At 51.7% G+C, this 26,844-nt stretch carries 28 protein-coding genes; 12 read left to right on the top strand and 16 right to left on the bottom strand.

Annotation, left to right across the window (positions count from 1 at the left end):
* Positions 1–25 precede the first annotated feature (25 nt).
* From rnd to yoaA, 5 genes are all read right to left on the bottom strand, one after another.
* Positions 26–1,141 (bottom strand): ribonuclease D, encoded by a 1,116-nt coding sequence (gene rnd / locus OGY71_RS02800; RefSeq protein WP_003833751.1) that lies wholly within the window; start codon positions 1,139–1,141, stop codon positions 26–28.
* A gap of 84 nt (positions 1,142–1,225) precedes the next feature.
* On the bottom strand, positions 1,226–2,911 hold the full coding sequence (gene fadD, locus OGY71_RS02795) for a long-chain-fatty-acid--CoA ligase FadD (protein ID WP_122973958.1): 1,686 nt from the start codon (positions 2,909–2,911) through the stop codon (positions 1,226–1,228).
* 204 nt (positions 2,912–3,115) lie between these two features.
* Positions 3,116–3,700, bottom strand: a complete 585-nt coding sequence (locus OGY71_RS02790; RefSeq protein WP_003833754.1) for a Slp family lipoprotein — start codon at positions 3,698–3,700, stop codon at positions 3,116–3,118.
* A 94-nt stretch (positions 3,701–3,794) separates the two neighbouring features.
* Complete coding sequence (gene tsaB, locus OGY71_RS02785) at positions 3,795–4,490, bottom strand: tRNA (adenosine(37)-N6)-threonylcarbamoyltransferase complex dimerization subunit type 1 TsaB (protein ID WP_257661921.1); 696 nt, start codon at positions 4,488–4,490, stop codon at positions 3,795–3,797.
* A gap of 58 nt (positions 4,491–4,548) precedes the next feature.
* Positions 4,549–6,459, bottom strand: coding sequence for a DNA repair helicase YoaA (yoaA, locus tag OGY71_RS02780; RefSeq protein WP_003833760.1), 1,911 nt, complete (start codon positions 6,457–6,459; stop codon positions 4,549–4,551).
* A 141-nt stretch (positions 6,460–6,600) separates the two neighbouring features.
* On the opposite strand from yoaA, the gene OGY71_RS02775 reads away from it, so the two are divergent.
* Positions 6,601–6,945, top strand: coding sequence for a RidA family protein (locus tag OGY71_RS02775; protein ID WP_003020984.1), 345 nt, complete (start codon positions 6,601–6,603; stop codon positions 6,943–6,945).
* 6 nt (positions 6,946–6,951) lie between these two features.
* On the opposite strand, the gene OGY71_RS02770 is transcribed toward OGY71_RS02775, so the two are convergent.
* Positions 6,952–7,131, bottom strand: a complete 180-nt coding sequence (locus tag OGY71_RS02770; protein ID WP_003020986.1) for a YoaH family protein — start codon at positions 7,129–7,131, stop codon at positions 6,952–6,954.
* An 83-nt stretch (positions 7,132–7,214) separates the two neighbouring features.
* Between OGY71_RS02770 and pabB the strand changes: the two genes are divergently transcribed.
* The 4 genes from pabB (at position 7,215) to pdeD (ending at position 12,438) form a co-directional block, all read left to right on the top strand.
* Positions 7,215–8,576, top strand: coding sequence for an aminodeoxychorismate synthase component 1 (pabB, locus tag OGY71_RS02765; protein ID WP_197385807.1), 1,362 nt, complete (start codon positions 7,215–7,217; stop codon positions 8,574–8,576).
* 3 nt (positions 8,577–8,579) lie between these two features.
* A complete protein-coding gene (locus tag OGY71_RS02760) occupies positions 8,580–9,158 on the top strand; it encodes a CoA pyrophosphatase (RefSeq protein ID WP_003020991.1) in 579 nt (192 codons plus the stop codon).
* Positions 9,159–9,341: 183 nt separating this feature from the next.
* Positions 9,342–10,706 carry an L-serine ammonia-lyase gene (gene sdaA / locus OGY71_RS02755; protein WP_003833765.1) on the top strand — a complete coding sequence of 455 codons (1,365 nt, stop codon included), beginning with the start codon at positions 9,342–9,344 and terminating at the stop codon, positions 10,704–10,706.
* Positions 10,707–10,836: 130 nt separating this feature from the next.
* Positions 10,837–12,438: a cyclic di-3',5'-guanosine monophosphate phosphodiesterase PdeD gene (pdeD, locus tag OGY71_RS02750; RefSeq protein ID WP_286612800.1), complete on the top strand. Its 1,602-nt coding sequence runs from the start codon at positions 10,837–10,839 to the stop codon at positions 12,436–12,438.
* A gap of 6 nt (positions 12,439–12,444) precedes the next feature.
* Here the strand turns inward: pdeD and yoaE are convergent, their stop codons facing one another.
* Both yoaE and OGY71_RS23260 read right to left on the bottom strand, forming a co-directional pair.
* Positions 12,445–14,004, bottom strand: coding sequence for a CNNM family cation transport protein YoaE (gene yoaE, locus OGY71_RS02745; RefSeq protein WP_008785026.1), 1,560 nt, complete (start codon positions 14,002–14,004; stop codon positions 12,445–12,447).
* Entirely contained in the window at positions 13,992–14,150 is a 159-nt protein-coding gene (locus OGY71_RS23260) for a protein YoaL (RefSeq protein ID WP_370766360.1), read from the bottom strand. The genes yoaE and OGY71_RS23260 overlap by 13 nt, the downstream gene beginning before the upstream one ends.
* Positions 14,151–14,463: 313 nt before the next feature.
* Here OGY71_RS23260 and manX point away from each other — a divergent pair, with 313 nt between their 5' ends.
* From manX to mntP, 5 genes are all read left to right on the top strand, one after another.
* Positions 14,464–15,426, top strand: a complete 963-nt coding sequence (manX, locus tag OGY71_RS02740; RefSeq protein ID WP_003833768.1) for a PTS mannose transporter subunit IIAB — start codon at positions 14,464–14,466, stop codon at positions 15,424–15,426.
* A gap of 58 nt (positions 15,427–15,484) precedes the next feature.
* Entirely contained in the window at positions 15,485–16,285 is an 801-nt protein-coding gene (locus OGY71_RS02735; RefSeq protein ID WP_003021004.1) for a PTS mannose/fructose/sorbose transporter subunit IIC, read from the top strand.
* A 12-nt stretch (positions 16,286–16,297) separates the two neighbouring features.
* Positions 16,298–17,149: a PTS mannose transporter subunit IID gene (locus OGY71_RS02730; RefSeq protein WP_003833769.1), complete on the top strand. Its 852-nt coding sequence runs from the start codon at positions 16,298–16,300 to the stop codon at positions 17,147–17,149.
* Between the two features lie 60 nt (positions 17,150–17,209).
* A complete protein-coding gene (locus OGY71_RS02725; protein WP_003021010.1) occupies positions 17,210–17,668 on the top strand; it encodes a DUF986 family protein in 459 nt (152 codons plus the stop codon).
* Positions 17,669–18,101: 433 nt separating this feature from the next.
* On the top strand, positions 18,102–18,668 hold the full coding sequence (gene mntP / locus OGY71_RS02720) for a manganese efflux pump MntP (RefSeq protein ID WP_286612798.1): 567 nt from the start codon (positions 18,102–18,104) through the stop codon (positions 18,666–18,668).
* Here the strand turns inward: mntP and rlmA are convergent.
* The 6 genes from rlmA to mgrB form a co-directional block, all read right to left on the bottom strand.
* Positions 18,665–19,474 carry a 23S rRNA (guanine(745)-N(1))-methyltransferase gene (gene rlmA, locus OGY71_RS02715; RefSeq protein WP_048235218.1) on the bottom strand — a complete coding sequence of 270 codons (810 nt, stop codon included), beginning with the start codon at positions 19,472–19,474 and terminating at the stop codon, positions 18,665–18,667. The two genes, mntP and rlmA, sit on opposite strands and share 4 nt — an antisense overlap.
* Positions 19,475–19,537: 63 nt before the next feature.
* On the bottom strand, positions 19,538–21,283 hold the full coding sequence (ftsI2, locus tag OGY71_RS02710) for a peptidoglycan DD-transpeptidase FtsI2/PBP3(PARA) (RefSeq protein WP_003833773.1): 1,746 nt from the start codon (positions 21,281–21,283) through the stop codon (positions 19,538–19,540).
* A 219-nt stretch (positions 21,284–21,502) separates the two neighbouring features.
* Positions 21,503–21,712, bottom strand: a complete 210-nt coding sequence (cspE, locus tag OGY71_RS02705; protein WP_001062678.1) for a transcription antiterminator/RNA stability regulator CspE — start codon at positions 21,710–21,712, stop codon at positions 21,503–21,505.
* 12 nt (positions 21,713–21,724) lie between these two features.
* Positions 21,725–21,868 carry a DUF2627 domain-containing protein gene (locus tag OGY71_RS02700; RefSeq protein ID WP_003034983.1) on the bottom strand — a complete coding sequence of 48 codons (144 nt, stop codon included), beginning with the start codon at positions 21,866–21,868 and terminating at the stop codon, positions 21,725–21,727.
* 635 nt (positions 21,869–22,503) lie between these two features.
* The gene (locus tag OGY71_RS02695; RefSeq protein WP_003833774.1) at positions 22,504–22,788 is read right to left on the bottom strand and encodes a YebO family protein; all 285 of its coding nucleotides are present in this window, start codon (positions 22,786–22,788) and stop codon (positions 22,504–22,506) included.
* 74 nt (positions 22,789–22,862) lie between these two features.
* Positions 22,863–23,006, bottom strand: a complete 144-nt coding sequence (gene mgrB, locus OGY71_RS02690) for a PhoP/PhoQ regulatory lipoprotein MgrB (RefSeq protein WP_003833775.1) — start codon at positions 23,004–23,006, stop codon at positions 22,863–22,865.
* A 164-nt stretch (positions 23,007–23,170) separates the two neighbouring features.
* Here mgrB and OGY71_RS02685 point away from each other — a divergent pair, with 164 nt between their 5' ends.
* Positions 23,171–23,410 carry a YobH family protein gene (locus OGY71_RS02685; RefSeq protein WP_003034975.1) on the top strand — a complete coding sequence of 80 codons (240 nt, stop codon included), beginning with the start codon at positions 23,171–23,173 and terminating at the stop codon, positions 23,408–23,410.
* Positions 23,411–23,524: 114 nt separating this feature from the next.
* On the opposite strand, the gene kdgR is transcribed toward OGY71_RS02685, so the two are convergent.
* Positions 23,525–24,316: a DNA-binding transcriptional regulator KdgR gene (kdgR, locus tag OGY71_RS02680; RefSeq protein ID WP_003833778.1), complete on the bottom strand. Its 792-nt coding sequence runs from the start codon at positions 24,314–24,316 to the stop codon at positions 23,525–23,527.
* Between the two features lie 174 nt (positions 24,317–24,490).
* Between kdgR and OGY71_RS02675 the strand changes: the two genes are divergently transcribed.
* A complete protein-coding gene (locus tag OGY71_RS02675) occupies positions 24,491–25,864 on the top strand; it encodes an MFS transporter (protein WP_286612796.1) in 1,374 nt (457 codons plus the stop codon).
* A 47-nt stretch (positions 25,865–25,911) separates the two neighbouring features.
* Here OGY71_RS02675 and htpX read toward each other — a convergent pair whose 3' ends face one another.
* Positions 25,912–26,793 (bottom strand): protease HtpX, encoded by an 882-nt coding sequence (gene htpX, locus OGY71_RS02670; protein WP_003034964.1) that lies wholly within the window; start codon positions 26,791–26,793, stop codon positions 25,912–25,914.
* Positions 26,794–26,844 lie beyond the last annotated feature (51 nt).

Below are 26,844 nucleotides of genomic sequence, written 5' to 3'. Positions count from 1 at the left end.
GGCGCAACCCGGCGAGCCTGGTGACTTACTGCGGATATTCCTGCAGCAGCGCGTTGAGACGATCGGACATCAGTTCGCCACGCCAACCGGAAACCAACTCCGGCAGGGTCTGCTGCGGCTTTAATTTCCAGTGCCAGTTGAGTAGCTGGTTGATTTGACGGCGTGAAGCCAGCAGTTCGACGCTAAGATTATGCTCAGTACTCACCTCGGCAACCAGCGCCTTGATGGCTTTGAACGCTTTGCGGTATCCTGGCATATCCATCAAATTCAGCAGCGGCTGTGGCAGTGATTCTTCCGGTAAAGCCTGCGCTTTTTCTACCAGAGAAATCAGCGTTTTGCCATGGAAGCGAATTTCACTACCGGAAAGGCCTAGGCTGTCCAGTTCACCCAGACTCCCCGGCATATAACGAGCGACCGACCACAGGTGTTCTTCACGCACCACAAAGTTCACTGCCAGATCGCGCTCACGCGCTTTACGCAGTCGCCAGTCGGCAAGCAGTTGCAAGCAGGCCAACTGACGGGTACGCAGCTGCCAGGCGTTAGTGATATCGCGCCATGCGTCTTCAGGCGCCAGAACCTCCTGGCGACGCTGCTGCATTAAGCGGCACTCGTCCAGTGCGGCTGGCAGCCAGCCGCTGGCTTCAGTTTCGACCATCAGTTTTGTGGTGATCGGTAATAGATACCAGACATCAGCCGCCGCGTACTCACACTGACGCTCGGTCAGCGGTCTGGCCAGCCAGTCGGTGCGGGATTCGCTTTTGTCCAGCGCCACGCCCGTAAACTCTTCCACCATCGCGGCAAACCCCCACGACAGCGGACGACCGCAAAAAGCAGCCAGAATTTGTGTATCAATCAACGGCTGCGGCAGTTCGCCAAAAGCGTTGAGAAACACTTCCAGATCTTCGCTACCCGCATGCAGGAATTTGGTGATGGCAGTATCACGCAGAATATCGCGCAGCGGCGACCAGTCGGTGATCCCCTGCGGATCAATCAGAGCAACGTGTTTGCCATCAAACAGCTGGATCAGCCCCAACTGCGGATAATAGGTACGCGTGCGAACAAATTCTGTATCCAGGGCTATCGCCGGAAATTCACGGACGGCTTCGCACAGCGTGGCCAACGCGTCGTCCGTGGTGATCATTTGATAATTCAAATCGTGCTCTCTTAGGTTTGCGCCAAAAAAAACGCCGGATTACCCGGCGTTTTCTACTGGCTGACTTAACGCTCAGCCTTTATTGTCCACTTTGGCACGCGCTTCGTCACGTAATTCTCGTCGCAAAATTTTACCAACGTTAGATTTCGGCAACTCATCGCGAAACTCCACCAGCTTCGGTACTTTATAGCCCGTCAGGTGACGACGACAGAAAGTGACCAGCGCTTCATCGGTTAACGAGGCATCTTTCTTCACCACGAAAATTTTCACCGCTTCACCGCTGCTGCCGGACGGAACCCCAACCGCAGCCACTTCCTGCACGCCAGGGTGTTGCATAACCACGTCTTCAATTTCATTAGGGTAGACGTTAAAGCCGGACACCAGGATCATATCTTTCTTACGATCGACAATACGCAGAAAGCCTTCGTCATCCATCACCGCAATATCGCCAGTGTGCAACCAGCCGTCTTTGATGATTTCGTCAGTGGCGTCTGGTCGCTGCCAGTAGCCCAGCATCACCTGTGGACCTTTCACACACAGCTCACCCGGTTCTCCCGGTGGCACTTCGTTGTCGTCGTCGTCCACCAGCTTGACCTCAGTGGAGGGAACCGGTAAACCGATACTTCCGCTGTGGTAGTCAATATCGTGAGGGTTAACACTCACCAGCGGGGCGCACTCCGTCAGGCCATAACCTTCCAGAAGATACTGCCCCGTCAGCTTCACCCAGCGTTCAGCTACCGCTTGTTGAACCGGCATTCCGCCACCTGCCGAGAGATGCAGTGACGAGAAGTCCAGTTGCTGGAACTCTTTGTTATTCAGCAGCGCGTTAAACAGCGTATTGACGCCGGTCATCGCGGTAAACGGATACTTCGCCAGCTCTTTTACCAGCCCCGGAATATCACGCGGGTTAGTAATCAGCAGGTTTTGACCGCCTAGCTCAATAAACAGCAGACAGTTCATCGTTAGCGCAAAAATGTGATACAGCGGTAACGCCGTCACCACCAATTCTTTACCCGGATGCAGCAACGGACCGTAGGTAGCATGAACCTGCTCAAGATTAGCCAGCATGTTGCGGTGCGTGAGCATCGCGCCTTTCGCCACGCCGGTTGTCCCGCCGGTATATTGCAGGAACGCCAGATCTTCCGACACCACTTCGGGTTTCACATACTGCATGCGGTAACCGTTTTGCAGCGCACTGCGAAACGAGATGGCATCCGGCAGGTTATATTTCGGCACCAGCCGTTTGATATACTTGACGACAAAGTTGACCAGCGTCCCTTTTGCGGTCGACAGCTGATCGCCCATACGCGTCAGGATCACGTGTTGCACAGACGTTTTGTCGACCACCTTTTCCAGCGTATGAGCAAAGTTAGATACGATGACAATCGCCGACGCGCCGCTATCGTTGAGCTGATGTTCCAGCTCGCGAGGCGTGTAAAGCGGGTTAACGTTCACGACGATCATGCCGGCACGTAAAATCCCAAACAGTGCGACCGGATATTGCAGCAGGTTCGGCATCATCAGCGCGACGCGATCGCCCTTTTTCAGCCCCAGGCCTTGTTGTAAATAGGCCGCAAATGCCCGGCTCCGCTCTTCAAGCTTGCGGAAGGTCATCACCTCCCCCATGTTTACAAACGCGGGCTGATCGGCATACCGTCTTACTGAGTGTTCAAAGAGTTCCACCAGGGATTGATAACGGTCAGGATTGATCTCCGCAGGAACACCAGCGGGATAACGGTTAAGCCAAACCTTTTTCAATACATCACCTCTAAAATGCGTATTCGTCGTCATCACAACCCCAGGCAATAAACAAACTGTTAACATAATATTAACTCAGCGTACCAGTTTGTTTATTACACAACGACAAGGTTGCGAAGCACGTCACTATTTATTTTTCTTATATCCACGTTAATGCAGAAACAGCGGACGAGCCGCTGTTTCTTTTACCAATAAAACAAAGAGTTACTCTGTTACTATGGTCTGAACCTGTGCCGGGCCGGGATTGTACCAGCCCCATCCGCCGTAGCCACCGTAAGGCCAGCCACGCGCACCGTAGAACCAGGGGTCGATAGGCTGAGGCGGCATGACAATCTGCTGAGTAATATGCCAGCGTTTATAACCGGTTACCTGCATCAACATGAATTTATACGGCGTATTACCGATTTTTCCGTCCACCGTACCGCTAATCGGACCGACGACGGTGACCAGTTGCCCGCGAAAGTCCACCGGGTCGAGGAAGCCATTTACATCAGCATATATCCGCCCGCGAGAGGCTTCACCCAGCACTGGACGCGCACCACTATCGAGCGGAACGGTGGCAATTTCCAGACGGGATTTTCCCTGCTGGTTCTGAATATCCACCACTTTGCCGCCGAAACGCGCCTCCTGTCCGACATACAGCTGCGGCGCATTCATCACCCGCACCAGATCCTGCTGCGGCGTCGGGCTCGAACCTTTAATCGCATCCGGAATGGTGACGCAGCCGCTAAGCATTAACGCTAAGGCCCCCGCCAACACACCCTTTATTAACTGCTTTTGCACCGCCATATTGTGACTCCCTTTTCTTAGCTTCTGCCCCGGCCTGTTCACAATGCTGTTCACTGACGACTGTAGGTCTTAGCCGGGGTTCTACTACTAAGATTCATTCTTTACCGGGAAGTTTCTTCCACGCCACGGTGTTACGTAAATAAACCGGTTCAGCGTGTTCGACCGCTACGGTCTCACCCGCAGCCAGCATTTGCGTGGCGACGGGCAGCATGTCTTCAGCCGCTGGAAGCAGCACGTCACCATCGCTGAACGTCAGACCGCTGTCTTTACCAAGCTCAGGCCATGCCGGCCACCCCGTCCCGACCGTCACCCAGTCGCCAGAAAGCTGCAATAAACGCTCATGTACCTGCTCGGGGGTTAACACCGCTTCGGTTTCTTCACCGTGCCAGTTACCGTTGTCATCACGCTGATATTCAGCCCAGTAGACTTCGCCCATTCGCGCGTCAATCGCCGCCAGTACGCGAGTCGCGCCCGACTTACGCCAGGCGCCCTGCGCCATGGTCGCCAGGGTGGAGACGCCGATCATCGGTAAGTTTGCGCCTAACGCCAGCCCCTGAGCAATGCCAATACCGATACGCACGCCGGTGAAACTGCCGGGACCGCGACCAAACGCCAGGGCGTCGATATCGGTTAACGTGAGATCGCCAGCGGCCAGGATTTCCTGAACCATCGGTAAAATTCGTTGGGTGTGTTCTCGTGGGCAAAGCTCAAAGTGAGCCTTGATAGTACCTTCATTCCACAGGGCAACAGAGCACGCCTCTGTGGCGGTATCGATAGCCAGAATTCGCATGGGTGTTTGTGATCAGATCAATAAATTTGGCGCGCATCTTACCACACTCCGTAACAAATTACTCAGCCGTTGGTATGGCAAGAAAGCGAACCGCGCGAGCAATGTCACGCGTCCGTGGAGCAGGTGGCAGACTCGCCAGGAAGGTGGCGCCGTAAGGCCGCATAACCAGACGATTGTCGCAAATCACCAGCACGCCGCGATCGTCAGCATCACGTATCAGACGCCCTACCCCCTGCTTCAGTGTGATTACCGCATCCGGCAACTGGACGTCTTCGAACGGATCGCCGCCGCGCAGTCGACAATCCTCCATTCGGGCTTTTAACAGCGGGTCGTCCGGCGAGGTAAACGGCAGTTTATCGATTATCACCAGCGACAGCGTATCGCCGCGCACGTCCACGCCTTCCCAGAAGCTGCTGGTGGCAACCAGTAGCGCATTACCTGCGCTGACAAACTGCTGTAGCAGTTGTCCTTTGCTGGTTTCGCCCTGCAGCAGTACGGGAAGCGTCATAGTAGCGCGGAATTGTTCCGCCAGATCGCGCATCATCGCGTGCGAAGTACACAGCATAAAACAGCGACCGTTGTTCGCTTCGATAATAGGTCGCAGCATGGATGCTAACTGGCGTGCAGCCCCCGGCTGGTTGGTTTGCGGGAGATTACGCGGCACGCACAGCAGCGCCTGGCGCGTGTAATCAAAAGGGCTCGGCAGCAGCATCGACTCGGCATCTTCAATACCCAGTCGTGCGGTGAAATGATGAAGGTCATCGTTTACCGACAGCGTGGCGGAAGTAAAAATCCAGCAGCCCGGCTTTTGTTCCATCACTTCTTTGAATTTATCCGCCACCGTAAGCGGCGTCAGCGCGAGGGTGAAATGGCGGGAGGTGCATTCATACCAGTAGCTGAAGCCTGGCTGGTTGATCTCTTTCAGGCGCTTCAGACGCGCACGATAAAGCGTGGCGCGCTCAAACGCGGCATCCAGCAACGCCGAACGCCCGAGGGACAGCTTCGCCACGTCATAACACAGCTCCAGCGTGTCATCGAGCAGCAAAAACGCGCGCTGTACGCGCTGGTCGGCCAGCAGTTCCCGCAGGTTTCCGCGATAACCCGGCTCACCAAGCTGCAAGCGGAAGTCCTGAGCGCTTTGTGCAAGGCGATCGGCGCACTTTTGCAGCTGCTGAGTGTCTTTCAGCTCGGTGCGATAGGCAATGGTGATGTCTTTCGCCAGGTCTAACAGCTGGCGACTGGAGAGTGATTGACCAAAGTACTGGCTGGCGATATCCGGTAACTGATGCGCTTCATCGAAGATCATCACATCAGCTTCCGGGATCAGTTCGCCAAACCCGCTCTCTTTTACCACCATATCGGCGAGAAACAGATGATGGTTAACCACGACAACATCCGCATCCATCGCTTTTTTACGCGCTTTAACGACAAAACACTCTTTATACAGCGGGCAGTCGCTGCCCAGACAGTTGTCATTAGTGCTGGTCACCAGCGGCCAGGCCTGCGAGTCTTCCGCCACGCTGACGCAGGTGCTGATGTCCCCATCAAGGGTTTGATTTGACCAGGAGCGCAGCAGAATGACGTCGCTTAACGTTTGTACCGGCAAGTCGCCACCCGCCAGCGCCTGCTGTTCGAGACGTTCGAGGCACAGATAGTTTGAACGCCCTTTCAGCAGCGCCAGTTTACCGGTGAACTTCAGTGCTTTAGCGACAGTCGGGAGGTCGCGGCTGTATAGCTGATCCTGCAACGCCTTCGAGCCCGTGGAGACAATGACCTTCTTTCCGGCACGCAGCGCTGGAGCAAGATAAGCGTAGGTTTTACCCGTTCCGGTTCCGGCTTCTACCACCAGCGGTTGTGATTTTTCGATGGCATGACTGACGGCGATGGCCATCTGCCGCTGTGGTTCTCGCGGTTTAAAACCCGGTATCGCTTTAGCCAACTGACCGTCTGCTGCAAAATCGTCCGTCACACTGCCCCCTGTTCATTTGAACAGGGATTATGTCAGGCCAGCGGGTCTTTCGCCAGTTGAAGAGGTGACGTGGGCACAACATTATGGCAGTCTTGGCGCAACCCAAAGCTATTATGAAAAAACGTAAACGAGGAATGATTTATGACGATTGTGCGCATTGATGCCGAAGCGCGTTGGTCCGACGTGGTAATCCACAACAACACGCTGTATTACACCGGCGTGCCGGAAAATCTGGATGCAGACGCCTTTGAGCAGACGGCAAATACGCTGGCGCAAATTGATGCGGTGCTGGAAAAACAAGGCAGCAACAAGTCACGTATTCTTGATGCCACCCTGTTTTTGGCAGACAAAAACGATTTTGCCGCCATGAACAAAGCCTGGGACGCGTGGGTCGTTGCTGGCCACGCGCCGGTACGTTGTACCGTTCAGGCCGGATTGATGAACCCGAAATACAAAGTTGAGATTAAGATAATCGCTGCAGTTTAAGCTGCGTTATTCGTCTTCATCTTCAAAACGCGCCACGATCCGCTCACCGGTATGACTGGCGCGTAACTCTTCAGCAACCAGAGCAATGGCTTGTCCGCTGCTCATCCCCTGTGACATCAGCTCCTGAATACGCTCTACCGCTTTTTGCTGCTGCTCATGACTGAGTGAAGGTAAACCTGCAAACATTGTTAACTCCTGCTAAATTGTCTGCGCTAATTATTTCATGCTACCGGGCAGTTAGCCAGTAGAGTAGCAACGAGTCAGGACTGATGAAGACGTTATCTCCCGTAGTAATCACATTACCCTGGCGTCAGGACGCCGCTGAACGCTATTTTTCGACATTAAGCCATCTGCCCTGGGCGATGCTGTTGCATTCAGGTCAAGCCGACCATCCGCATAACCGCTTTGATATTCTGGTGGCGGACCCCGTCACCACGTTGGTTACACGTGCTGAAGAGACCGTAGTGCAGAACGGGCACGCAATCACGCGCTCGCTTGATGATCCAATGACGGTATTACATTCCGCGCTAGCTGCACACAAGATTCACCCCGAGTATCACCCGGATCTGCCGTTTCAGGGCGGCGCGTTAGGTCTGTTTGGCTACGACCTTGGCCGACGCTTTGAATCTCTGCCGACTATTGCTGAGCGCGATATTACGCTACCGGATATGGCCGTTGGCATTTACGACTGGGCGCTGATTGTCGATCACCAGTTGCAGACCGTATCGCTGCTCAGCCATAACGATGTCGAGGCTCGCCTGAAGTGGCTCGATGCGCAACAACCGCCAACGCGTGAGCCGTTTACATTGACCTCGGCGTGGCAGTCCAATATGAGCCGCGCCCGGTACGGCGAAAAATTCCGCCAGGTACAGGGCTATCTGCACAGCGGCGATTGTTACCAGGTCAACCTCGCGCAGCGTTTTCAAGCGCATTACGAGGGGGATGAGTGGCAGGCATTCGTCAAACTCAATCACGCTAACCGCGCCCCGTTCAGCGCGTTTATTCGTCTTGAGGAAGGCGTTATCCTCAGTCTTTCGCCGGAACGTTTTATTCTGCTGGAGAATCAGCATATCCAGACGCGTCCTATTAAAGGTACGTTGCCCAGGCTTGAAGATGCCGATGCCGATCGTGAGCAGGCCCGGCGGCTGGCGAATTCGCCGAAGGATCGTGCGGAGAACCTGATGATCGTCGATTTGATGCGTAATGATATTGGCCGCGTTGCCGTACCGGGTTCGGTACAGGTTCCGGAGCTGTTTGTCGTAGAACCGTTCCCTGCCGTTCATCATTTGGTCAGCACCATTACCGCACGTCTGCCAGAGTCATTACACGCCACCGATCTGCTACGCGCAGCCTTCCCCGGCGGCTCTATTACCGGTGCGCCGAAAGTGCGGGCGATGGAAATTATTGACGAACTGGAGCCACAAAGACGTAATGCCTGGTGTGGCAGCATCGGTTATCTGAGTTTTTGCGGCAATATGGATACCAGCATCACCATTCGCACGCTGACAGCCACAAACGGGCAAATTTATTGTTCCGCTGGCGGCGGCATAGTGGCGGACAGTCAGGAAGACGCTGAATATCAGGAAACATTTGATAAAGTGAATCGTATTTTGCACCAACTGGAGAACTGAGACGTGGAATACAGCAGCCTGACGCTTGATGATTTCTTATCGCGCTTTCAACTCCTGCGTCCGCAGGTCAATCATGCCGCGTTAAACCAGCGCCAGGCCGCCGTACTGATCCCCGTCGTGCGTCGTCCACAGCCGGGGTTGTTGTTAACCCAGCGTTCCGTTCACCTACGCAAGCACGCCGGACAGGTCGCCTTCCCCGGTGGGGCGGTGGATAGCAGTGATGCCTCGTTAATTGCCGCCGCCCTTCGCGAGGCACAGGAGGAGGTGGCGATCCCACCTTCATGCGTAGAAGTGATCGGCGTTCTGCCGCCGGTCGACAGCGTGACCGGTTTCCAGGTCACCCCAGTGGTAGGCATTATCCCGCCTAATCTGCCGTATCGCGCCAGTGAAGATGAAGTTTCAGCAGTGTTCGAAATGCCGCTGGCCCAGGCCCTGCATTTAGGTCGTTACCACCCGTTGGATATTTACCGTCGTGGCGATTCACATCGCGTATGGCTTTCCTGGTATGAGCAATATTTCGTCTGGGGAATGACTGCCGGAATAATTCGTGAGCTGGCGCTGCAAATTGGCGTCAAGCCCTGACTATACTTATCTTTACGCGCGCCATAGACAACTTGAAACTCAGGTCACAACATTAGTAAAACCGCGGTTATCTATTAGTTTAATTCATGTGAATAGTTAAGCCGATCGCCGCGTTCCCTCTTACACTATGCGCAGTTATAACATCGTTACTGGAAAGCCCAGTCGCCCTGTAGGAGTATTATCGTGATTAGTCTATTCGACATGTTTAAGGTGGGGATTGGTCCCTCATCTTCCCATACCGTAGGGCCTATGAAGGCGGGTAAACAGTTCGTCGATGACCTGGTCGAAAAAGGATTACTGGACAGCGTTACTCGTGTCGCCGTCGACGTGTATGGTTCACTGTCGCTCACGGGTAAAGGTCACCACACCGATATCGCCATTATTATGGGTCTGGCGGGCAATGAGCCTGCTACCGTGGATATTGATAGCATCCCCGGATTTATCCGCGACGTAGAAACGCGTGGACGCCTGCTGCTTGCGCAGGGTCAGCACGAAGTGGATTTCCCGCAGAATGATGGGATGCGTTTTCACAACGGCAACCTGCCGCTGCATGAAAACGGAATGCAGATCCATGCGTACAATGGCGAAACCGTCATTTATAGCAAAACCTACTACTCAATCGGCGGTGGATTCATCGTTGATGAAGAACATTTTGGTCAGGATGCCGCGGGCGAGGTCAGCGTGCCTTATCCGTTCAAATCCGCGACTGAAATGCTGGAGTACTGCAACAGCACCGGCCTGTCTCTCTCTGGCATGGCTATGCAGAACGAACTTGCTCTGCACAGCAAAAAAGAGATTGAAGAGTACTTTGGCCACGTCTGGCAAACCATGCAGGCCTGTATCGATCGTGGCATGAACACCGAAGGTGTGTTGCCGGGTCCGCTGCGCGTTCCTCGTCGTGCTTCAGCTCTGCGTCGTATGCTTGTTTCCAGCGATAAGCTGTCCAACGATCCGATGAACGTGATCGACTGGGTTAACATGTTCGCGCTGGCCGTTAACGAAGAAAACGCCGCAGGCGGTCGCGTAGTGACAGCGCCAACCAACGGTGCCTGCGGTATCGTGCCTGCGGTACTGGCCTATTACGATCATTTCATCGAGTCCGTCAGCCCGGATATCTATACCCGCTATTTCCTGGCGGCCGGTGCAATTGGCGCGTTGTACAAAATGAACGCCTCAATCTCTGGTGCAGAAGTAGGTTGTCAGGGTGAAGTGGGCGTAGCCTGCTCCATGGCTGCCGCGGGTCTGGCTGAACTGTTGGGCGCGAGCCCTGAGCAGGTGTGTGTTGCTGCCGAAATCGGCATGGAACATAACCTCGGCTTAACCTGCGATCCGGTTGCCGGTCAGGTACAGGTTCCGTGCATTGAGCGTAACGCCATTGCTTCAGTGAAGGCGATCAACGCTGCGCGTATGGCAATGCGCCGTACCAGCGCGCCGCGCGTCTCGCTGGATAAAGTCATTGAGACCATGTACGAAACAGGTAAAGACATGAACGCCAAATACCGCGAAACGTCACGCGGTGGCCTGGCAATCAAAGTTCAATGTGACTAATACTTAATTTTCGCCCATCTGCGACGGATGGGCGAATTTGCCCCCTCTCCCTCGTCTACTGTAATTTTCCCCACTACACTTGCTCTGTTGCTGTTGGCTTCTGTGACCAACGGCTTATCGGGCGGCCCGCATGCAAACAGCACAACGGATCATTAAAAATTATCGCCGGAATCGCTTAATCGTCTGCACAGTATGTGCACTACTGACGCTCATCCTCACATTAACTGTCCGATTTATTTCGGAGCGTAATTTAAATCACCGAAATATCGTCACCTTTGCCAACCATGCTGTAGAAGAACTGGATGACGTGCTTTTACCCTTGCAGACCGGACGTGATGTATTGCTGCCGTTAATTGGCCTCCCCTGCTCAGTGGCGCGTTTACCCTTAAGCAAACATGCCGCAAGACTGCAAACGGTGCGTTCTATTAATCTGATTCAAAGCGGGATCCTCTATTGCTCCAGCATTTTTGGGTATCGCAATGTCCCCATTCGTCAACTACAGCCCGAATTACCCAGCCGGGAACCGCAACTGCTGCTATCTACTGACCATTCGCTGATTAAAGGGAGTCCGATTTTGACGCAGTGGTACCCGTCCTCTGCTGATGGTGAAGATGGCGTGCTGGAAATCGTCAATATTGATTTATTGTCGTCTATGTTGCTTGAACCCCAGCCGCCGCAGATCACCGATGCCAGCTTAACCGTTGGTAATCGGCATCTACTGTATGATCAGGGTGTGGTCGATACTCTGCCTAAGCTAAATGATGAAAAACGCTACCAGCTGTCATCTCAACATTTCCCGTTTACCATTAGCGTCACCGGCCCCGGTCCCAGTGAACTGGCGATTAAACATCTGCCAACACAGCTGCCGCTGGCGGTGATCCTAAGTTTATTAGTGGGTTACCTGGCATGGCTGGCGACCGCCAGCAGAATGAGTTTTTCCTGGGAGATTAATCTGGCCCTTGCTGCTCGGGAATTCGAGCTATTTTGCCAGCCGCTGCTTAATGCGCAAACCCAGCAAGGCATGGGCGTGGAGATTCTTCTACGCTGGAATAACCCACGCCAGGGTTGGATCTCTCCGGAAGTGTTTATTCCCATCGCTGAGGAGCACAACCTGATTGTGCCGCTAACCCGTCATGTCATCGCAGAAACCATTCAGCAAAGACACGTTTTCCCGATGAGCAGTCAGTTTCATATTGGGATTAATGTCGCCGCCAGCCATTTTCGTAACGGCACGCTGCTAAAAGATCTTAATCAGTACTGGTTCAGCCAGCACCCAATCCAGCAGTTGGTTATCGAACTGACCGAACGCGATGCGTTACTGGATGTGGATTATCGGGTCGTACGCGAATTAAATCGGCTTGGCGTAAAACTGGCGATTGATGATTTCGGTACCGGTAACAGCTCGCTCTCCTGGCTGGAAAAACTCCGCCCGGATGTGCTGAAGATCGATAAATCATTTACTTCGGCCATAGGAACAGACGCCGTGAACTCAACCGTCACAGACATCATTATCGCTTTGGGGAAAAAATTGAATATAGAACTGGTGGCGGAAGGCGTTGAAACCCAGGCGCAGGCTCAGCATTTGCGCCGACACGGCGTACATTTGTTGCAAGGTTTTTTGTACGCAAAGCCAATGCCGCTGCGTGATTTCCCAAAATGGCTGGCGGGCAGCACGCCGCCGCCCACCCGACATAACGGGCGACACAGTATGCCCGTCATGCCGTTTCGCTAAACCCGGTTACTCGTCTTCGTCGTGAGCGGGTTGTTCTTTAACAATGCGAACTAAATCCACACGATAGTCATTCGCTTCGACAATCGTAATGCTCAGCGGTGCGACTTCGATAACATCACCTACACGTGGAATATGGCCGTTAGCCGCAATGACTAAACCTGCCACCGTGGCGATGTCTTCGTCTTCATTCACTAACGTATCCACGTCGAGCGCCTGTTGCAACGCATGCAGATCGGTACCGCCTTTGACCAACCAACCACCTGCATCAGCAATAATTTCAGGTGTTTCATCGGCATCAGGGAATTCACCAGCAATGGCTTCTAATACGTCCAGCGGCGTGACCAGACCCTGTACTACGCCAAACTCGTTAGTGACGATAACGAAGCTACCGCGGGCACGACGCAGTACGCCTAACAGATTGATCGGGTCCAGCGTCTCCGGAACAACAATAGCCGGAGAAGCAGAGGCAATCGCCGCCACATCCACACCGTCTTCCAGCGCCACCAGCAGCTCTTTAGCACGCACGATACCGATGATCTCATCCAGTTCGCCACGACACACCGGGAACAGGCTGTGAGGTGAAGAGAGCAACTGCTCGCGAATTTCCGCCACGCTCAGGTCGGCATCAACCCAGCTGATTTCACCACGTGGCGTCATAATGCCGCGTAACGAACGCGACGCCAGGGAGAGGACGCCGTTGATCATATAGCGTTCTTCTTCCACAAACGCGCCTTCCGGGACAGGAACCGGCACCGGGTTATCGGATTCCATCTGCACGCTGGCCTGACGTTTACCGCCCATCAGACGCAGGATTGCATCGGCAGTACGTGCACGCAGCGGCAGCGTCGACTGGTGGCGAATAAAATTACGACGGGCAATCTGGTTAAACAGCTCGATGATGATCGAGAAACCAATCGCCGCATACAGATAGCCCTTCGGAATATGGAAGCCAAACCCTTCGGCAACCAGGCTCAGACCAATCATCAACAGGAAGCTCAGACACAGCACCACCACCGTCGGGTGTTGGTTCACAAATCGTGTCAGCGGCTTAGAGGCCAGCAGCATCACGGCCATGGCAATCACTACTGCCGCCATCATCACTGGCAGATGGTTGACCATGCCGACCGCCGTAATCACGGCATCCAGCGAGAACACCGCATCGAGGATGACAATCTGCGTTACGACAACCCAAAAGCTCGCATACCCTTTCGTCTGCCCGGTATCATGTTCACGGTTTTCCAGCCGCTCATGCAGCTCTGTCGTAGCCTTGAACAAGAGGAAGATACCCCCCAGCAGCATAATCAGATCGCGCCCCGAGAACGCATAGTCCATTACCGTGAACAGCGGCTTTGTCAGCGTCACCATCCACGAAATCACGGACAACAAGCCCAGACGCATAATCAGTGCCAGTGACAAACCGATTAAACGCGCTTTATCACGCTGTTTCGGCGGCAGCTTATCAGCCAGGATCGCAATGAAGACCAGGTTATCAATACCCAGAACAATTTCGAGAACGACAAGCGTGAGCAAACCCACCCAAATCTGCGGGTCCATTAATAATTCCATGACAAGCTCCTGCTTAAGGAATGACCAAACTGCGCGCTGAGGATCTCAGGCGTTAAAGCGATATGCAGAGAAAATTTGTGGCAAAAAGTGCCAATCTGACAGGCTTGATACGGCCTGAAGGTGAAATGACGTCGGTGACGATCCATATGGTGGGCTACTGCCCTATACTCCTGAGTAATTAAACAGATGCTAAACATAACAGAGAGAAGCTGTTTTTAGCAAAGATTTACCTTCCTTTGCAATAAGTTGTTTCGGAGATATTTTACCCTTCGAAATTTCTTTTTATCGGAAGTTAAATTACGGATCTTCATCACATAAAATATTTTTTTCGATATCTAAAATAATTCACGAAAATCATAGGTTTTTCTTTGTAACCCTTATCTGAATCGATTCGATTGCGGACGACGATTCAAATACATCTTCACGTTGATGTGTTAACGATAATAAAGGAGGTAGCAAGTGACCATTGCTATTGTAATAGGCACACATGGTTGGGCTGCAGAGCAGTTACTTAAGACGGCAGAGATGCTGTTAGGCGAGCAGGAAAACGTCGGCTGGATCGATTTCGTTCCAGGCGAAAATGCTGAAACGCTGATCGAAAAGTACAACGCTCAGTTGGCAAAACTCGATACCAGTAAAGGCGTGCTGTTTCTCGTTGACACATGGGGAGGCAGCCCGTTTAACGCTGCGAGCCGCATTGTCGTCGATAAAGAGCATTACGAAGTAATCGCCGGTGTGAACATTCCCATGCTGGTTGAGACCTTCATGGCGCGTGATGACAACCCAAGCTTTGATGAATTAGTGGCACTGGCCGTTGAAACCGGTAGTGAAGGCGTGAAAGCGCTGAAAGCAAAACCGGTGGAAAAAGCCGCTCCTGCCCCCGTCGCGGCACCGAAAGCAGCAACCCCCGCGAAACCGATGGGGCCGAACGATTATATGCAGATCGGCCTGGCGCGTATTGATGACCGCTTAATCCATGGTCAGGTGGCAACTCGCTGGACCAAAGAAACCAACGTAACGCGCATTATCGTCGTCAGTGATGAAGTTGCCGCCGATACCGTGCGTAAAACGCTGCTGACTCAGGTAGCACCTCCGGGTGTGACGGCGCATGTGGTTGATGTCGCGAAAATGATCCGCGTCTACAACAACCCGAAATATGCAGGTGAGCGTGTGATGCTGTTGTTCACCAACCCAACCGACGTAGAACGTATCGTTGAAGGTGGTGTGAAAATTACCTCCGTAAACATTGGCGGTATGGCTTTCCGTCAGGGTAAAACGCAGGTAAACAACGCAATTTCTGTCGATGACAAAGACATCGAAGCCTTCAAGAAACTCAACGAACGCGGTATTGAGCTTGAGGCCCGTAAGGTTTCTACCGATCAGAAACTGAAAATGATGGATTTGATTGCCAAGGTGAAATAATTCCCTGGCATTTACTTAGTTTTCACACTTAAGTCTGTATAGCAATAGGAGAAGTACAATGGAGATTACCACTCTTCAGATTGTGCTGGTGTTCATCGTCGCATGTATCGCGGGTATGGAGTCGGTACTCGATGAATTTCAGTTCCACCGTCCGTTGGTGGCCTGTACGCTGATTGGTGCCGTTCTCGGGGATATGAAAACCGGTATCATCATCGGTGGTACCCTGGAAATGATCGCCCTGGGCTGGATGAACATCGGTGCTGCGGTTGCACCAGATGCCGCGCTGGCCTCAATTATCTCTACCGTTCTGGTTATCGCGGGTCACCAAAGCATTGGTGCCGGTATCGCGCTGGCTATCCCACTGGCAGCAGCAGGCCAGGTACTGACCATTATCGTTCGTACTATCACCGTAGCATTCCAGCACGCAGCGGATAAGGCGGCCGAAAACGGTAACCTGACGGCGCTCTCCTGGCTGCACGTATCCTCTCTGTTCCTGCAGGCTATGCGTATCGCTATCCCGGCGGTAATCGTAGCGATTTCTGTTGGTACCAGTGAAGTTCAGAGCATGCTTAACGCCATTCCGGAAGTCGTAACCGGTGGTCTGAACATCGCAGGCGGAATGATCGTAGTGGTTGGTTATGCGATGGTCATCAACATGATGCGCGCAGGCTATCTGATGCCATTCTTCTACCTCGGCTTCGTCACCGCGGCATTTACTAACTTCAACCTGGTTGCTCTGGGTGTGATTGGCGCAGTCATGGCCATCCTCTACATTCAGCTGAGCCCGAAATATAACCGCGTAGCCGGTGCACCTGCTGCGGCGGCTGGCAATAACGATCTCGATAACGAACTGGACTAGCAGGTGAGCGAAATGGTTGATATGACTAAAACTACCACCGAGAAAAAACTCACTCCGAGTGACATTCGTGGCGTGTTCATTCGTTCTAACCTGTTTCAGGGTTCATGGAACTTCGAACGTATGCAGGCGCTGGGTTTCTGTTTCTCCATGGTACCGGCTATCCGCCGCTTGTACCCGGAAAACAACGATGCACGTAAGCAAGCGATTAAGCGTCACCTGGAATTCTTTAACACCCATCCGTACGTAGCGGCTCCAGTACTGGGCGTTACGCTGGCAATGGAAGAACAGCGTGCAAACGGCGCAGAGATTGACGATGGTGCCATCAACGGTATCAAAGTTGGTCTGATGGGTCCGCTGGCAGGCGTCGGTGACCCGATCTTCTGGGGTACCGTACGTCCGGTCTTCGCCGCACTCGGCGCAGGTATCGCGATGAGCGGCAGCCTGCTGGGGCCACTGCTGTTCTTCATCCTGTTTAACCTGGTTCGTCTGGCAACCCGTTATTACGGTGTGGCATATGGCTACCGTAAAGGTGTCGATATCGTTAAAGATATGGGCGGCGGCTTCCTGCAGAAACTGACTGAGGGGGCGTCAATCCTCGGCCTGTTTGTCATGGGAGCATTGGTTAACAAGTGGACGCACGTAAACATCCCACTGGTGGTTTCTACTATCACCGGTCAGGATGGTCAGACTCGTGTTACCACCGTGCAGACTATCCTTGACCAGCTGATGCCGGGTCTGGTTCCTCTGCTGCTGACATTCGCCTGTATGTGGCTGCTGCGTAAGAAAGTGAACCCGCTGTGGATCATCGTTGGCTTCTTCGTCATCGGTATCGCAGGCTACGCTGTCGGACTGCTCGGCCTGTAAGACTGTTGTACATCACCGGGGGCTTGCTCCCGGTTTTTCTATTTAGAGGGTTGAGGATTCATGACTATCACGGACCTGGTGCTGGTTCTATTTATCTTTTCGCTGCTGGCGTATGCCATTTACGATCAGTTCATCATGCCCCGCCGTAATGGCCCTACTCTGCTTACTGTCGCCCTGCTTCCCCGCAGCAGAGTCGACAGCGTTATCTTCCTTGGCTTGGTAGCTATTCTTATCTACAACAACATCACCAGCCACGGCGCGCAATTTACCACATGGTTATTATGTGCACTGGTATTGATGGGGTTGTATCTGTTCTGGATCCGTACGCCAAAAATCATCTTCAAGCAGAAAGGTTTTTTCTTCGCCAACGTCTGGATTGAATATAACCGCATTAAAGAGATGAATTTATCTGAAGACGGTGTATTAGTGATGCAATTAGAACATCGAAGATTGTTGATTCGCGTACGAAATATAGACGATCTTGAGAGAATATATAAACTTTTAATTTCAAATCAATAAGTTATAAATATAGCCTGAACTATGTTTTTTATATATCAGCATAAAAATAAACATAGCCAAGGCTATATTTCACTGTCCGCAATGTTATTTATTTTAACGTTTTATTTAAAAATAAATCTAAATGAAAATCGTTTTCAATTAGAAGTCAAATATTATTTCTGCGTTTCTTGTTTTATATTCTCAAAATATGTTAAGGTTGCGCCCGTCGTTGGGGAGTAGCCGATTTCCAGACTCCGGAAATGTACGTGTCAACATACTCGTTGAAAAACGTGGCGCGTACGGACTGAATTTACAGGTTCAGTCAGGCGAGACCATAGGCACATCAACTGCAATGCATATCTGAATGGCGCTGTATTTACAGTGATTCCGGCCTGTATGCATGGTTACTGGGGGCAGTGATGTGTTTTATGGATACCCCGGTCAGGACGCTGTTATGAATCTCACCGCTACCGTTCTTCTCGCTTTCGGCATGTCGATGGATGCTTTCGCTGCATCAATTGGCAAAGGCGCCACACTGCATAAACCCAAATTTTCTGAAGCATTGCGCACAGGTCTGATATTCGGCGCAGTTGAAACGCTTACGCCGCTGATTGGCTGGGGCATGGGTATGTTGGCCAGCAAATTCGTGCTGGAGTGGAACCACTGGATCGCCTTCATTCTGCTGATTTTTTTAGGCGGGCGAATGATAATCGAAGGTTTTCGCGACAACGGTGATGAAGAGGAAGAACCGCAGCGCCGTCATGGTTTCTGGCTGCTGGTCACCACCGCCATTGCCACCAGTCTCGACGCAATGGCCGTCGGGGTGGGCCTGGCTTTCCTGCAGGTCAACATTATTGCCACCGCGCTGGCCATCGGCTGCGCCACATTGATTATGTCCACGCTCGGAATGATGATTGGTCGTTTCATTGGCCCGATGCTGGGCAAACGAGCAGAAATTTTGGGTGGGGTGGTGCTGATTGGTATCGGTGCCCAGATCCTCTGGGCACACTTCCACAGTTAATTCAGACGCTGCCAGACATGAATACTAAAGTCGGTCTGGCAGTCAAACGTCGTTTTCTCCGCTAACGTTTCCCACACCTCCGGCTTTGCCCGCCAGGCGAACGGCGTCATTTGCAGTAACGCAACGGCCTCGCTGCCCTGAAGCTGCATCTGATACCCCAGCGCAATACTCTGTTGCAGAACAAAACCGTCCAGTTGCTCTGTGTGCGGCGCATGCAAACGCACCTCATCATAAATAAGCCCTTTCAGTTCCATTAAATGACGCGGTCCCGGCGTGGCGGTGATAACCCATCCCCCCGGTTTAACCACGCGTGCCAGCTCTTGCGCTTTACAGGGCGCGTAGATCCTGATGATGGCATCCATTGACTCATCTGCGAACGGCAGACGATGGCTGGAGGCAACGCAAAAGGTCACCTGCGGATAGCGTCTGGCTGCAGCTTTAATTGCCACTTTGGAGACGTCAAGACCAAAGGTTGTACAACCCGTCAGCGCGTCGGCAAACGCATGGGTGTAATACCCTTCCCCACAGCCAATATCCAGGATTGCTGCATCTTCTGAAGTCGACTTCTCTTTCAGCACATTCACAATCGCATCACGCAACGGTTGATAGTGCCCGGCATCAAGAAATGCCCGTCGCGCCTGCATCATCTCAGCGCTGTCACCCGGATCGCGCGATCGTTTATGCTGAACCGGCAGTAAGTTGACATACCCTTCTTTCGCCACGTCAAACTGGTGCCGCCCGGGGCAGACAAAACTGTTATTCGCTTGAGTAAGAGGCTGGTGGCAAAGAGGACAGGAAAACGACATGACAACTCCGGCAGGTGACTTAAGGGCGCAAGTGTAACTCGAATTGCGCCCTGGGAAAATAACTTACAACGACGGCGAGGATACGTTGCTGCCGTGCATCACCAGCAGATGATCGGAGTCAGCAGGCATGCCATCCGGTTTAACGTTCTCCAGACGCAGGACATCACCCATTATCTGGCTGAAGACAGGCGCAGAGACAGCCCCACCATAATAAGCACCGTTTTGCGGATTATTGATGACGACAACCAATGCGAATTTCGGGTCGCTCGCTGGCGCAACACCTGCCGTGTAGGCCACGTATTTATCGACATACTTACCGTCATCACCAATTTTCTTTGCCGTTCCTGTTTTAACCGCCACGCGATAATCTCTGACCGCGGCTTTAGTTCCCCCACCACCGGGTAACGCAACGCTTTCCATCATATGTTCAACCTGGTGAACCAGCGCCTCCGGCATCACTCGGGTACCGATTACCGGCGGGTCAATACGGGTAATCGAAAGGGGCCGATAGATACCAAAACTACCAATGGTTGCATATACGTGCGCCAACTGCAGCGGCGTTACCATTAATCCATAACCAAATGCAAAGGTCGCGCGATCCAAATCGCTCCAGTAGCGGCGTTGAGGCATTAAACCGCTACTTTCACCGGTTAATCCCAGTCCGGTTGGATCGCCAAAACCAAAGCTTTTATAGGTATCCAGCAATTTTTGGACAGGCATAGCCAATGAAAGGTGCGACACGCCGGTATCGCTCGATTTCTGTAAAATCCCGGTCAGCGACAGTTCCGGGTAAAATCCGACGTCGCGAATGCGATGTCCATCAAGGTAAAAAGGATGGGTATCAATCACGCTGTCGGGTTGTACTATCCCCTGCTGGAGTGCAGTCATGATCACCAGCGGTTTAACGGTTGAACCGGGTTCAAACGTATCGCTAATTGCACGGTTACGAAAATCATCCAGTACAGCGCCATCACGATTATTGGGGTTGAAGTCAGGAAAGCTCGCCATGGACAGTATTTCACCGGTAGCAATGTTGACCAGCACTGCGGCTCCTGATTCCGCTTTATTCCACGTAACGGCATTGTCCAACGCATCTTCGGTGACCGTCTGCAGACGCTCATCGATGCTGAGCTGTAATTCGTGTGCAGGAACAGGCGTAACTTCGGTGATATTTTCGATGACATGGCCAAATTTGTCTTTACGTACCAGACGGGAGCCAGGTTTACCCATCAGTTGGTTATTAAAGCTCTTTTCCAGCCCTTCAATGCCTTGTCCATCAATGTTGGTAAAACCAATGAGATTCGCCGCTACGTGGCCTGCGGGATAGAACCGGCGGGATTCCTCGCGCAGGTTGATGCCCGGGAGATTAAGATCATCGACCCACTCAGCCTGCTGAGGGGAAATTTGTCGTGCCAGATAAATAAAACGTCCGCCAGGATTACTGTTAACGCGTTCCGCCAGCGTACTAAGTGACAAATGCAGAGTCCTTGCCAGAGCCTGCCAGCGTTCGTTGTAACCCACGCCTCCCTTGCTGATGATGGTCTTAGGATCGGCCCATACGGCGTTAACCGGAACACTTACCGCCAGCGGTCGCCCTTCTCTATCGGTAATCATCCCGCGCGGCGAGGCAATAGTTACCTCACGTAACGAACGCATGTCTTCCTGTTTCACCAGACTCGTCGGCGTGACAATTTGCAGCCACGCAACCCGACCCAGCAGCAATCCCAGACTCAATAATATTGCCACACAAAGCAGGGCAAAACGTACGGGAGTAAAATTGCGCGCGTCGCCGTCGTTTTTCTTTTTCACCTGGTCTCCAGCAAGATAGTTTTTCAGGTGTCTGATTTAACGAGAAATGTCGTAAGAAAGCGGGGAAAACTATGCTACGAACATCACGCCTTTGCAACAAAGCGCTAATGGAAGGGCATTTAGAAATATTTAGACGTATTTTGAATTAAAAAGCCCCGCATAGGCGAGGCTTTATATCTGAGATGGTTGCGCATATGCGCTTCAAATCAGTGGTGTCGATCAGATAGCTGTTACGTTAACAGCAGCCGGACCTTTCTGGCCGTCCTGAATTTCGAACTCAACGTTCTGGCCTTCAGCCAGAGTTTTGAAGCCGTTACCCTGGATAGCGGAGAAGTGTACGAACACGTCTTTGCTGCCATCAGCCGGAGTAATGAAACCAAAACCTTTAGACTCGTTGAACCACTTAACTTGACCTTTAATCTTTGCCATTTGCAAAATTCCTTAGAGTATTTTCTTCGCCCGCAGGCATAACATAGATAAAACTGAGACATTACTGCTTGAGGCACTAATATAAGGTTCGGCAGAGAAGCGGTATTCAACGTCAACGTGTTTACTCAGGACTTCTTTACTGAAAATGCCACACATAAACAGAACTGTACCTCGTTTAACCCAAAACGTGTTATCACATACAACGTTAATAATGGCAAGCCATTTTTAAACGTGTCTCGATCGGTCGCACAAATCCCGTCGTTCATCAAACAGCAACTGCACAGTTATGCGCCACACCGAGTAGTGTTATATTCCCGCCGCTCGCCCCATCCCCCGCCTGGCTTGCACCATTGCCGGGACATTTCTACCATAGCTCAATAGCTTCGGTTATTCCAGATTAGCTGTTACAGGGTGTGCCGGATATCATTTTTTATGCTTAGTAATGCATAAAATGTCACAAGCGTAAAAATGAGATCCGCCTTCTGCTTTTGCACCAAAATAATGAAAGAATGATGACAATGCACAAAAAAGTAAGAGAAACGTTTCGCTGTTAATAAAACGATCGCTATCACAAAAATGACATAATCATATTTTTATCGTATGGGAAATTATATTTATATCAGACCGGGGATAAGATATTAATTGGTTGGAGCATCTGAAAATACTGAGTTTAGACGCGTATCAGAGTGCTAATTACACGACATGTACAGAAGAAAATAATCTGGCACGTTGGCGACAGGATGAAACATCTGAGAACAAAAGCAACAGATCCTCATCCTGTCATACCGTTTTTACCGCTCAGCTACCAGGCGGATGATGTCATCATCTTCATCCTTCGCTGTGACCGCAGCAGGCTCTGCCGCTTTTTCAGGTTCGTTCGCTTCGCAAAGGCGACGGAGCAATGCGTTCTGTCTTTTTTGCTGATCTAACAATGCTTCGAGCAGCTCAATCTGCTCATTAGTACGCGAACTTGCCCGATTGACGAAAAACCACAGTACAAGCCCGACAACCAGAATCACCACCGATACAGCCAAAGACGCCAAACTCAACGCGCCAGAATTCAAAACTTCGTTCATTTTACCACCTCAATGTAGACAGCGTAGTTTACCACTGCCGCACAAGAAGGTAATCAACTGTGGCAAAAATGCGCTTACCAGGGAATAAATTTATTAACGGCACAAATACCGCTGAAAAATTGTACATCCTGATCGCACATGATGTTGAACACTTGCGCCCACATCAGTATGCATACCAGCACGACAACTATCAGCACTACCCAGCGAATTTTTTTCACTCCAGCTCCACTCTTCGAATCTACATCTTATGTCTATAAATTATCATGCGTTACCTAAACCCAGAGTTAACTGTATCGGCATTCAATCTTTTTAGGAATGATTCACTTGTTTCATCCCATGTACAGGCTAATCTAATAATAACGAGAAAAGATAAGAGGTTGTAATGCGTCTGATAATCCGCGCTATTGTGTTGTTAGCTCTGGTTTGGATCGGTTTATTACTGAGCGGCTATGGAATTTTGATTGGAAGTAAGGAGAATGCAGCGGGTCTGGGCTTGCAATGCCAATATCTGACCGCCCGCGGAACCAGCACCGCACAATACGTCCACACAAACAGCGGTATCATTGGCCTGTCGGATTGCCCTTTGTTAAGAAAAAGTACGGTCATTATTGATAACGGTTAATATAGCAACAATACATACGCTACGTTATTTGCACCAACTAACTTTATGACTGTTCATAAAAAACCCCAGATACAAAAATACCTGGGGTTTTAACGTTGACGCTATTACGCCAGATTAGAACGGATAGTCGTTATAACCCATTTGTTCTGAAATTTTACGCGCAGCCGTATGCAGCATCGCCACATACTCGTGCAAACGTTCCTCAGAGAAACGCAGCGTCGGAAATGAAATACTCAAGCCTGCAATCACCACACCGAAACGGTCAAACACCGGCACACCGATGCAGCGCAGACCTTCTTCCTGTTCTTCGTTGTCTTCACCGTAGCCCTGCTCACGGACTTTATCCAGCAGTACCAGCAGTTCATCAGTATTGGTAATAGTACGGTCGGTGCTGCGTTTGTACTCAATACCGTCCAGAATTTGCTTCACTTCATCGCGGTCACGCCATGCCAGCAGAACTTTACCGATAGCCGTGCTGTACAGTGGATTACGGCGACCTACGCGAGAATACATGCGCAGATTGTACATGGAGTCGATTTTATGAATGTAGACGATGCTGTCTTCATCCAGTGCGCCAAGGTGTACTGTCTCTTTGGTCAGGCGCGAAAGTTCGCGCATCTGAATATCAGCGCTACGGATAAGATCGACGTTTTGCAACGCGCGAGCACCCAGCTCGAATAATTTCAGGGTCAGTGAGTATTTCTCAGATTCCCCTTCTTGTGCCACATAACCCAGCGTTTTCATGGTCTGCAAAAAGCGATAAACGGTGCTTTTTGACATCATGACGCGTTGCGACAACTCGGTAATACCAATTTCGCGCTCTTCACCCAGCGCCTGCAGGATGCCAAAAACCTTCAGCACGGAAGATACAGAATCGGGTTGTTTATCCAGATCTGCGATTGCCATTTATCACCCCTTTCGAGTGTTTTATAAAAATCAGAACCGGTTTTTATTATAATTTCACGTATCAGCCCTCGCAATCGCTCTTTGCTTACTTAGTTACAAATCTGCGACCTAACGCCTGAATATCAATGCTAAAATTATTATTCTCATCATAAATTCCGACAATATTGACTTCCTATGGAAAAAACTCAGACCGATGGTCTGCCATTGCCCCAGCGATATGGCGCAATTTTAACCATTGTTATTGGCATCTCTATGGCAGTACTCGATGGCGCAATAGCGAACGTTGCCCTCCCCACTATCGCCACCGATCTTCAGGCCTCACCCGCCAGCTCAATCTGGATTGTGAACACCTACCAAATTGCGATCGTTGTTTCGCTGTTATCGCTCTCTTTTTTAGGTGATATGTTTGGCTACCGACGCATTTATAAGTGTGGTCTGGTCGTGTTTCTGTTGGCGTCGCTGTTTTGTGCCTTGTCAGACTCGCTACATATGCTGACGTTAGCGCGCGTGGCTCAGGGGTTTGGCGGCGCGGCGCTGATGAGCGTTAATACGGCATTGATCCGACTCATTTATCCTCAGCGCCAGCTTGGCCGCGGAATGGGAATTAATTCCTTTATTGTGGCAGTCTCCTCGGCAGCGGGTCCGACTATTGCGGCGGCAATTCTCTCTATTGCCTCGTGGAAATGGCTATTTCTGATTAACGTCCCGCTGGGGATCATCGCCCTGCTACTGGCTATGCGTTTTTTGCCCCCCAATTCTTCACGTAGCAATAAACCGCGCTTTGATCTGCCCAGCGCAGTAATGAACGCCTTAACATTCGGTTTGTTAATCACGGCACTCAGCGGGTTTGCACAGGGACAGTCGCTAAAATTGATTGGTGCTGAACTGGTGGGGCTTCTCGTGGTAGGGTTTTTCTTTATCCGCCGCCAACTCGCATTGCCAGTACCGTTATTGCCGGTTGATCTGCTACGCATTCCGCTGTTTTCACTCTCTATTTGCACCTCAATCTGTTCATTCAGCGCACAAATGCTGGCAATGGTTTCTCTCCCCTTTTTCATGCAAACGGTTCTCGGGCGCAGCGAGGTTGAAACGGGCCTGCTACTGACGCCGTGGCCGCTGGCAACCATGGTGATGGCCCCACTGGCGGGATATCTGATTGAACGTGTTCATGCGGGTCTGCTGGGCGCGCTGGGCATGGCAGTAATGGCGTGTGGGCTGTTTTCGCTGGTGTTGCTGCCCGCATCACCTTCTGATTTTAATATCATCTGGCCAATGATTTTGTGCGGTGCGGGTTTTGGCTTGTTCCAGTCACCGAATAATCACACCATCATCACCTCCGCGCCGCGTGATCGTAGCGGAGGCGCGAGCGGTATGCTCGGAACGGCGCGTTTACTGGGCCAGAGTACCGGGGCCGCACTGGTTGCGCTGATGCTAAATCAGTTTGGTGACAACGGAACACACGCCTCGCTGATAACAGCGGGTATTCTGGCTTCGCTGGCCGCAATCGTGAGTGGCTTACGTATCACACAACCGCGAGTTCAGGCATAAAAAAAGCGCGTCTGTCGACGCGCTTTTTATTTTTAGTCTGCTGCCAATTATTTCAGGTATTCACCGCTGCGCAGCGCTTCAATACGTTTGTCCAACGGCGGGTGAGTCATAAACAGCTCACTCAACGATTTGGATTTACCGTTGATGCAGAACGCCATCATGCTGGTCGCTTCCTGCGGCTCATAGCTGGTTTTCAGGCGCTGTAGCGCGGCGATCATTTTTTCACGACCCACCAGTTTCGCTGAGCCTGCATCCGCATGGAATTCACGATGACGTGAGAACCACATCGTAATAATGCTCGCCAGAATACCAAATACCAGCTCCAGTACCGTCGCTACCGCAAAGTAGATTAACGGGTTACCGTTGCTACCCTCTCCCTCATCGCGGTTACCGCCCATAAACCCAGCGGCAATCTGCGCCAGAATACGTGAGATAAAGATAACGAAGGTGTTCACCACACCCTGAATTAGCGTCATGGTAACCATATCGCCATTAGCAATGTGGCTGATCTCATGCGCGATAACCGCTTCGGCTTCATCCGGACTCATGTTTTGCAACAGGCCAGTACTTACAGCCACCAGCGAGGCATCCCGGCGCGCACCGGTAGCAAACGCGTTAATATCTGGCGCATGGTAGATTGCAACCTGCGGCATAGCGATCCCGGCCTGGCGGGCCTGGTTCGCAACTGTATTCATCAGCCAGCGTTCTCTTTCATTGCGAGGCTGTTCGATCACTTCCCCGCCAACGGACTTTAACGCCATCCATTTGGACATCAGCAACGAAATGAAGGAACCACCAAAACCAAACAGCAGTGCCATGATCAACAAGCCTTGAACGCTGCTTGACTGAATCCCTGTCAGGCTCAATACCAGCCCGAAAACGACCATCACAGCCAGGTTCGTCAGCAGGAAGAGCGCGATTCGCATCATAATTTTCTTTTAACCTCAATTTAACAAAACGCACTATGCGATTACCCATAT

The organism is Citrobacter sp. Cpo109 (assembly GCF_030332565.1).
Taxonomy (GTDB): domain Bacteria; phylum Pseudomonadota; class Gammaproteobacteria; order Enterobacterales; family Enterobacteriaceae; genus Citrobacter; species Citrobacter portucalensis.
Note: the sequence above shows the minus strand (reverse complement) of the source record. Positions and strands in the feature narration are given on the sequence as shown.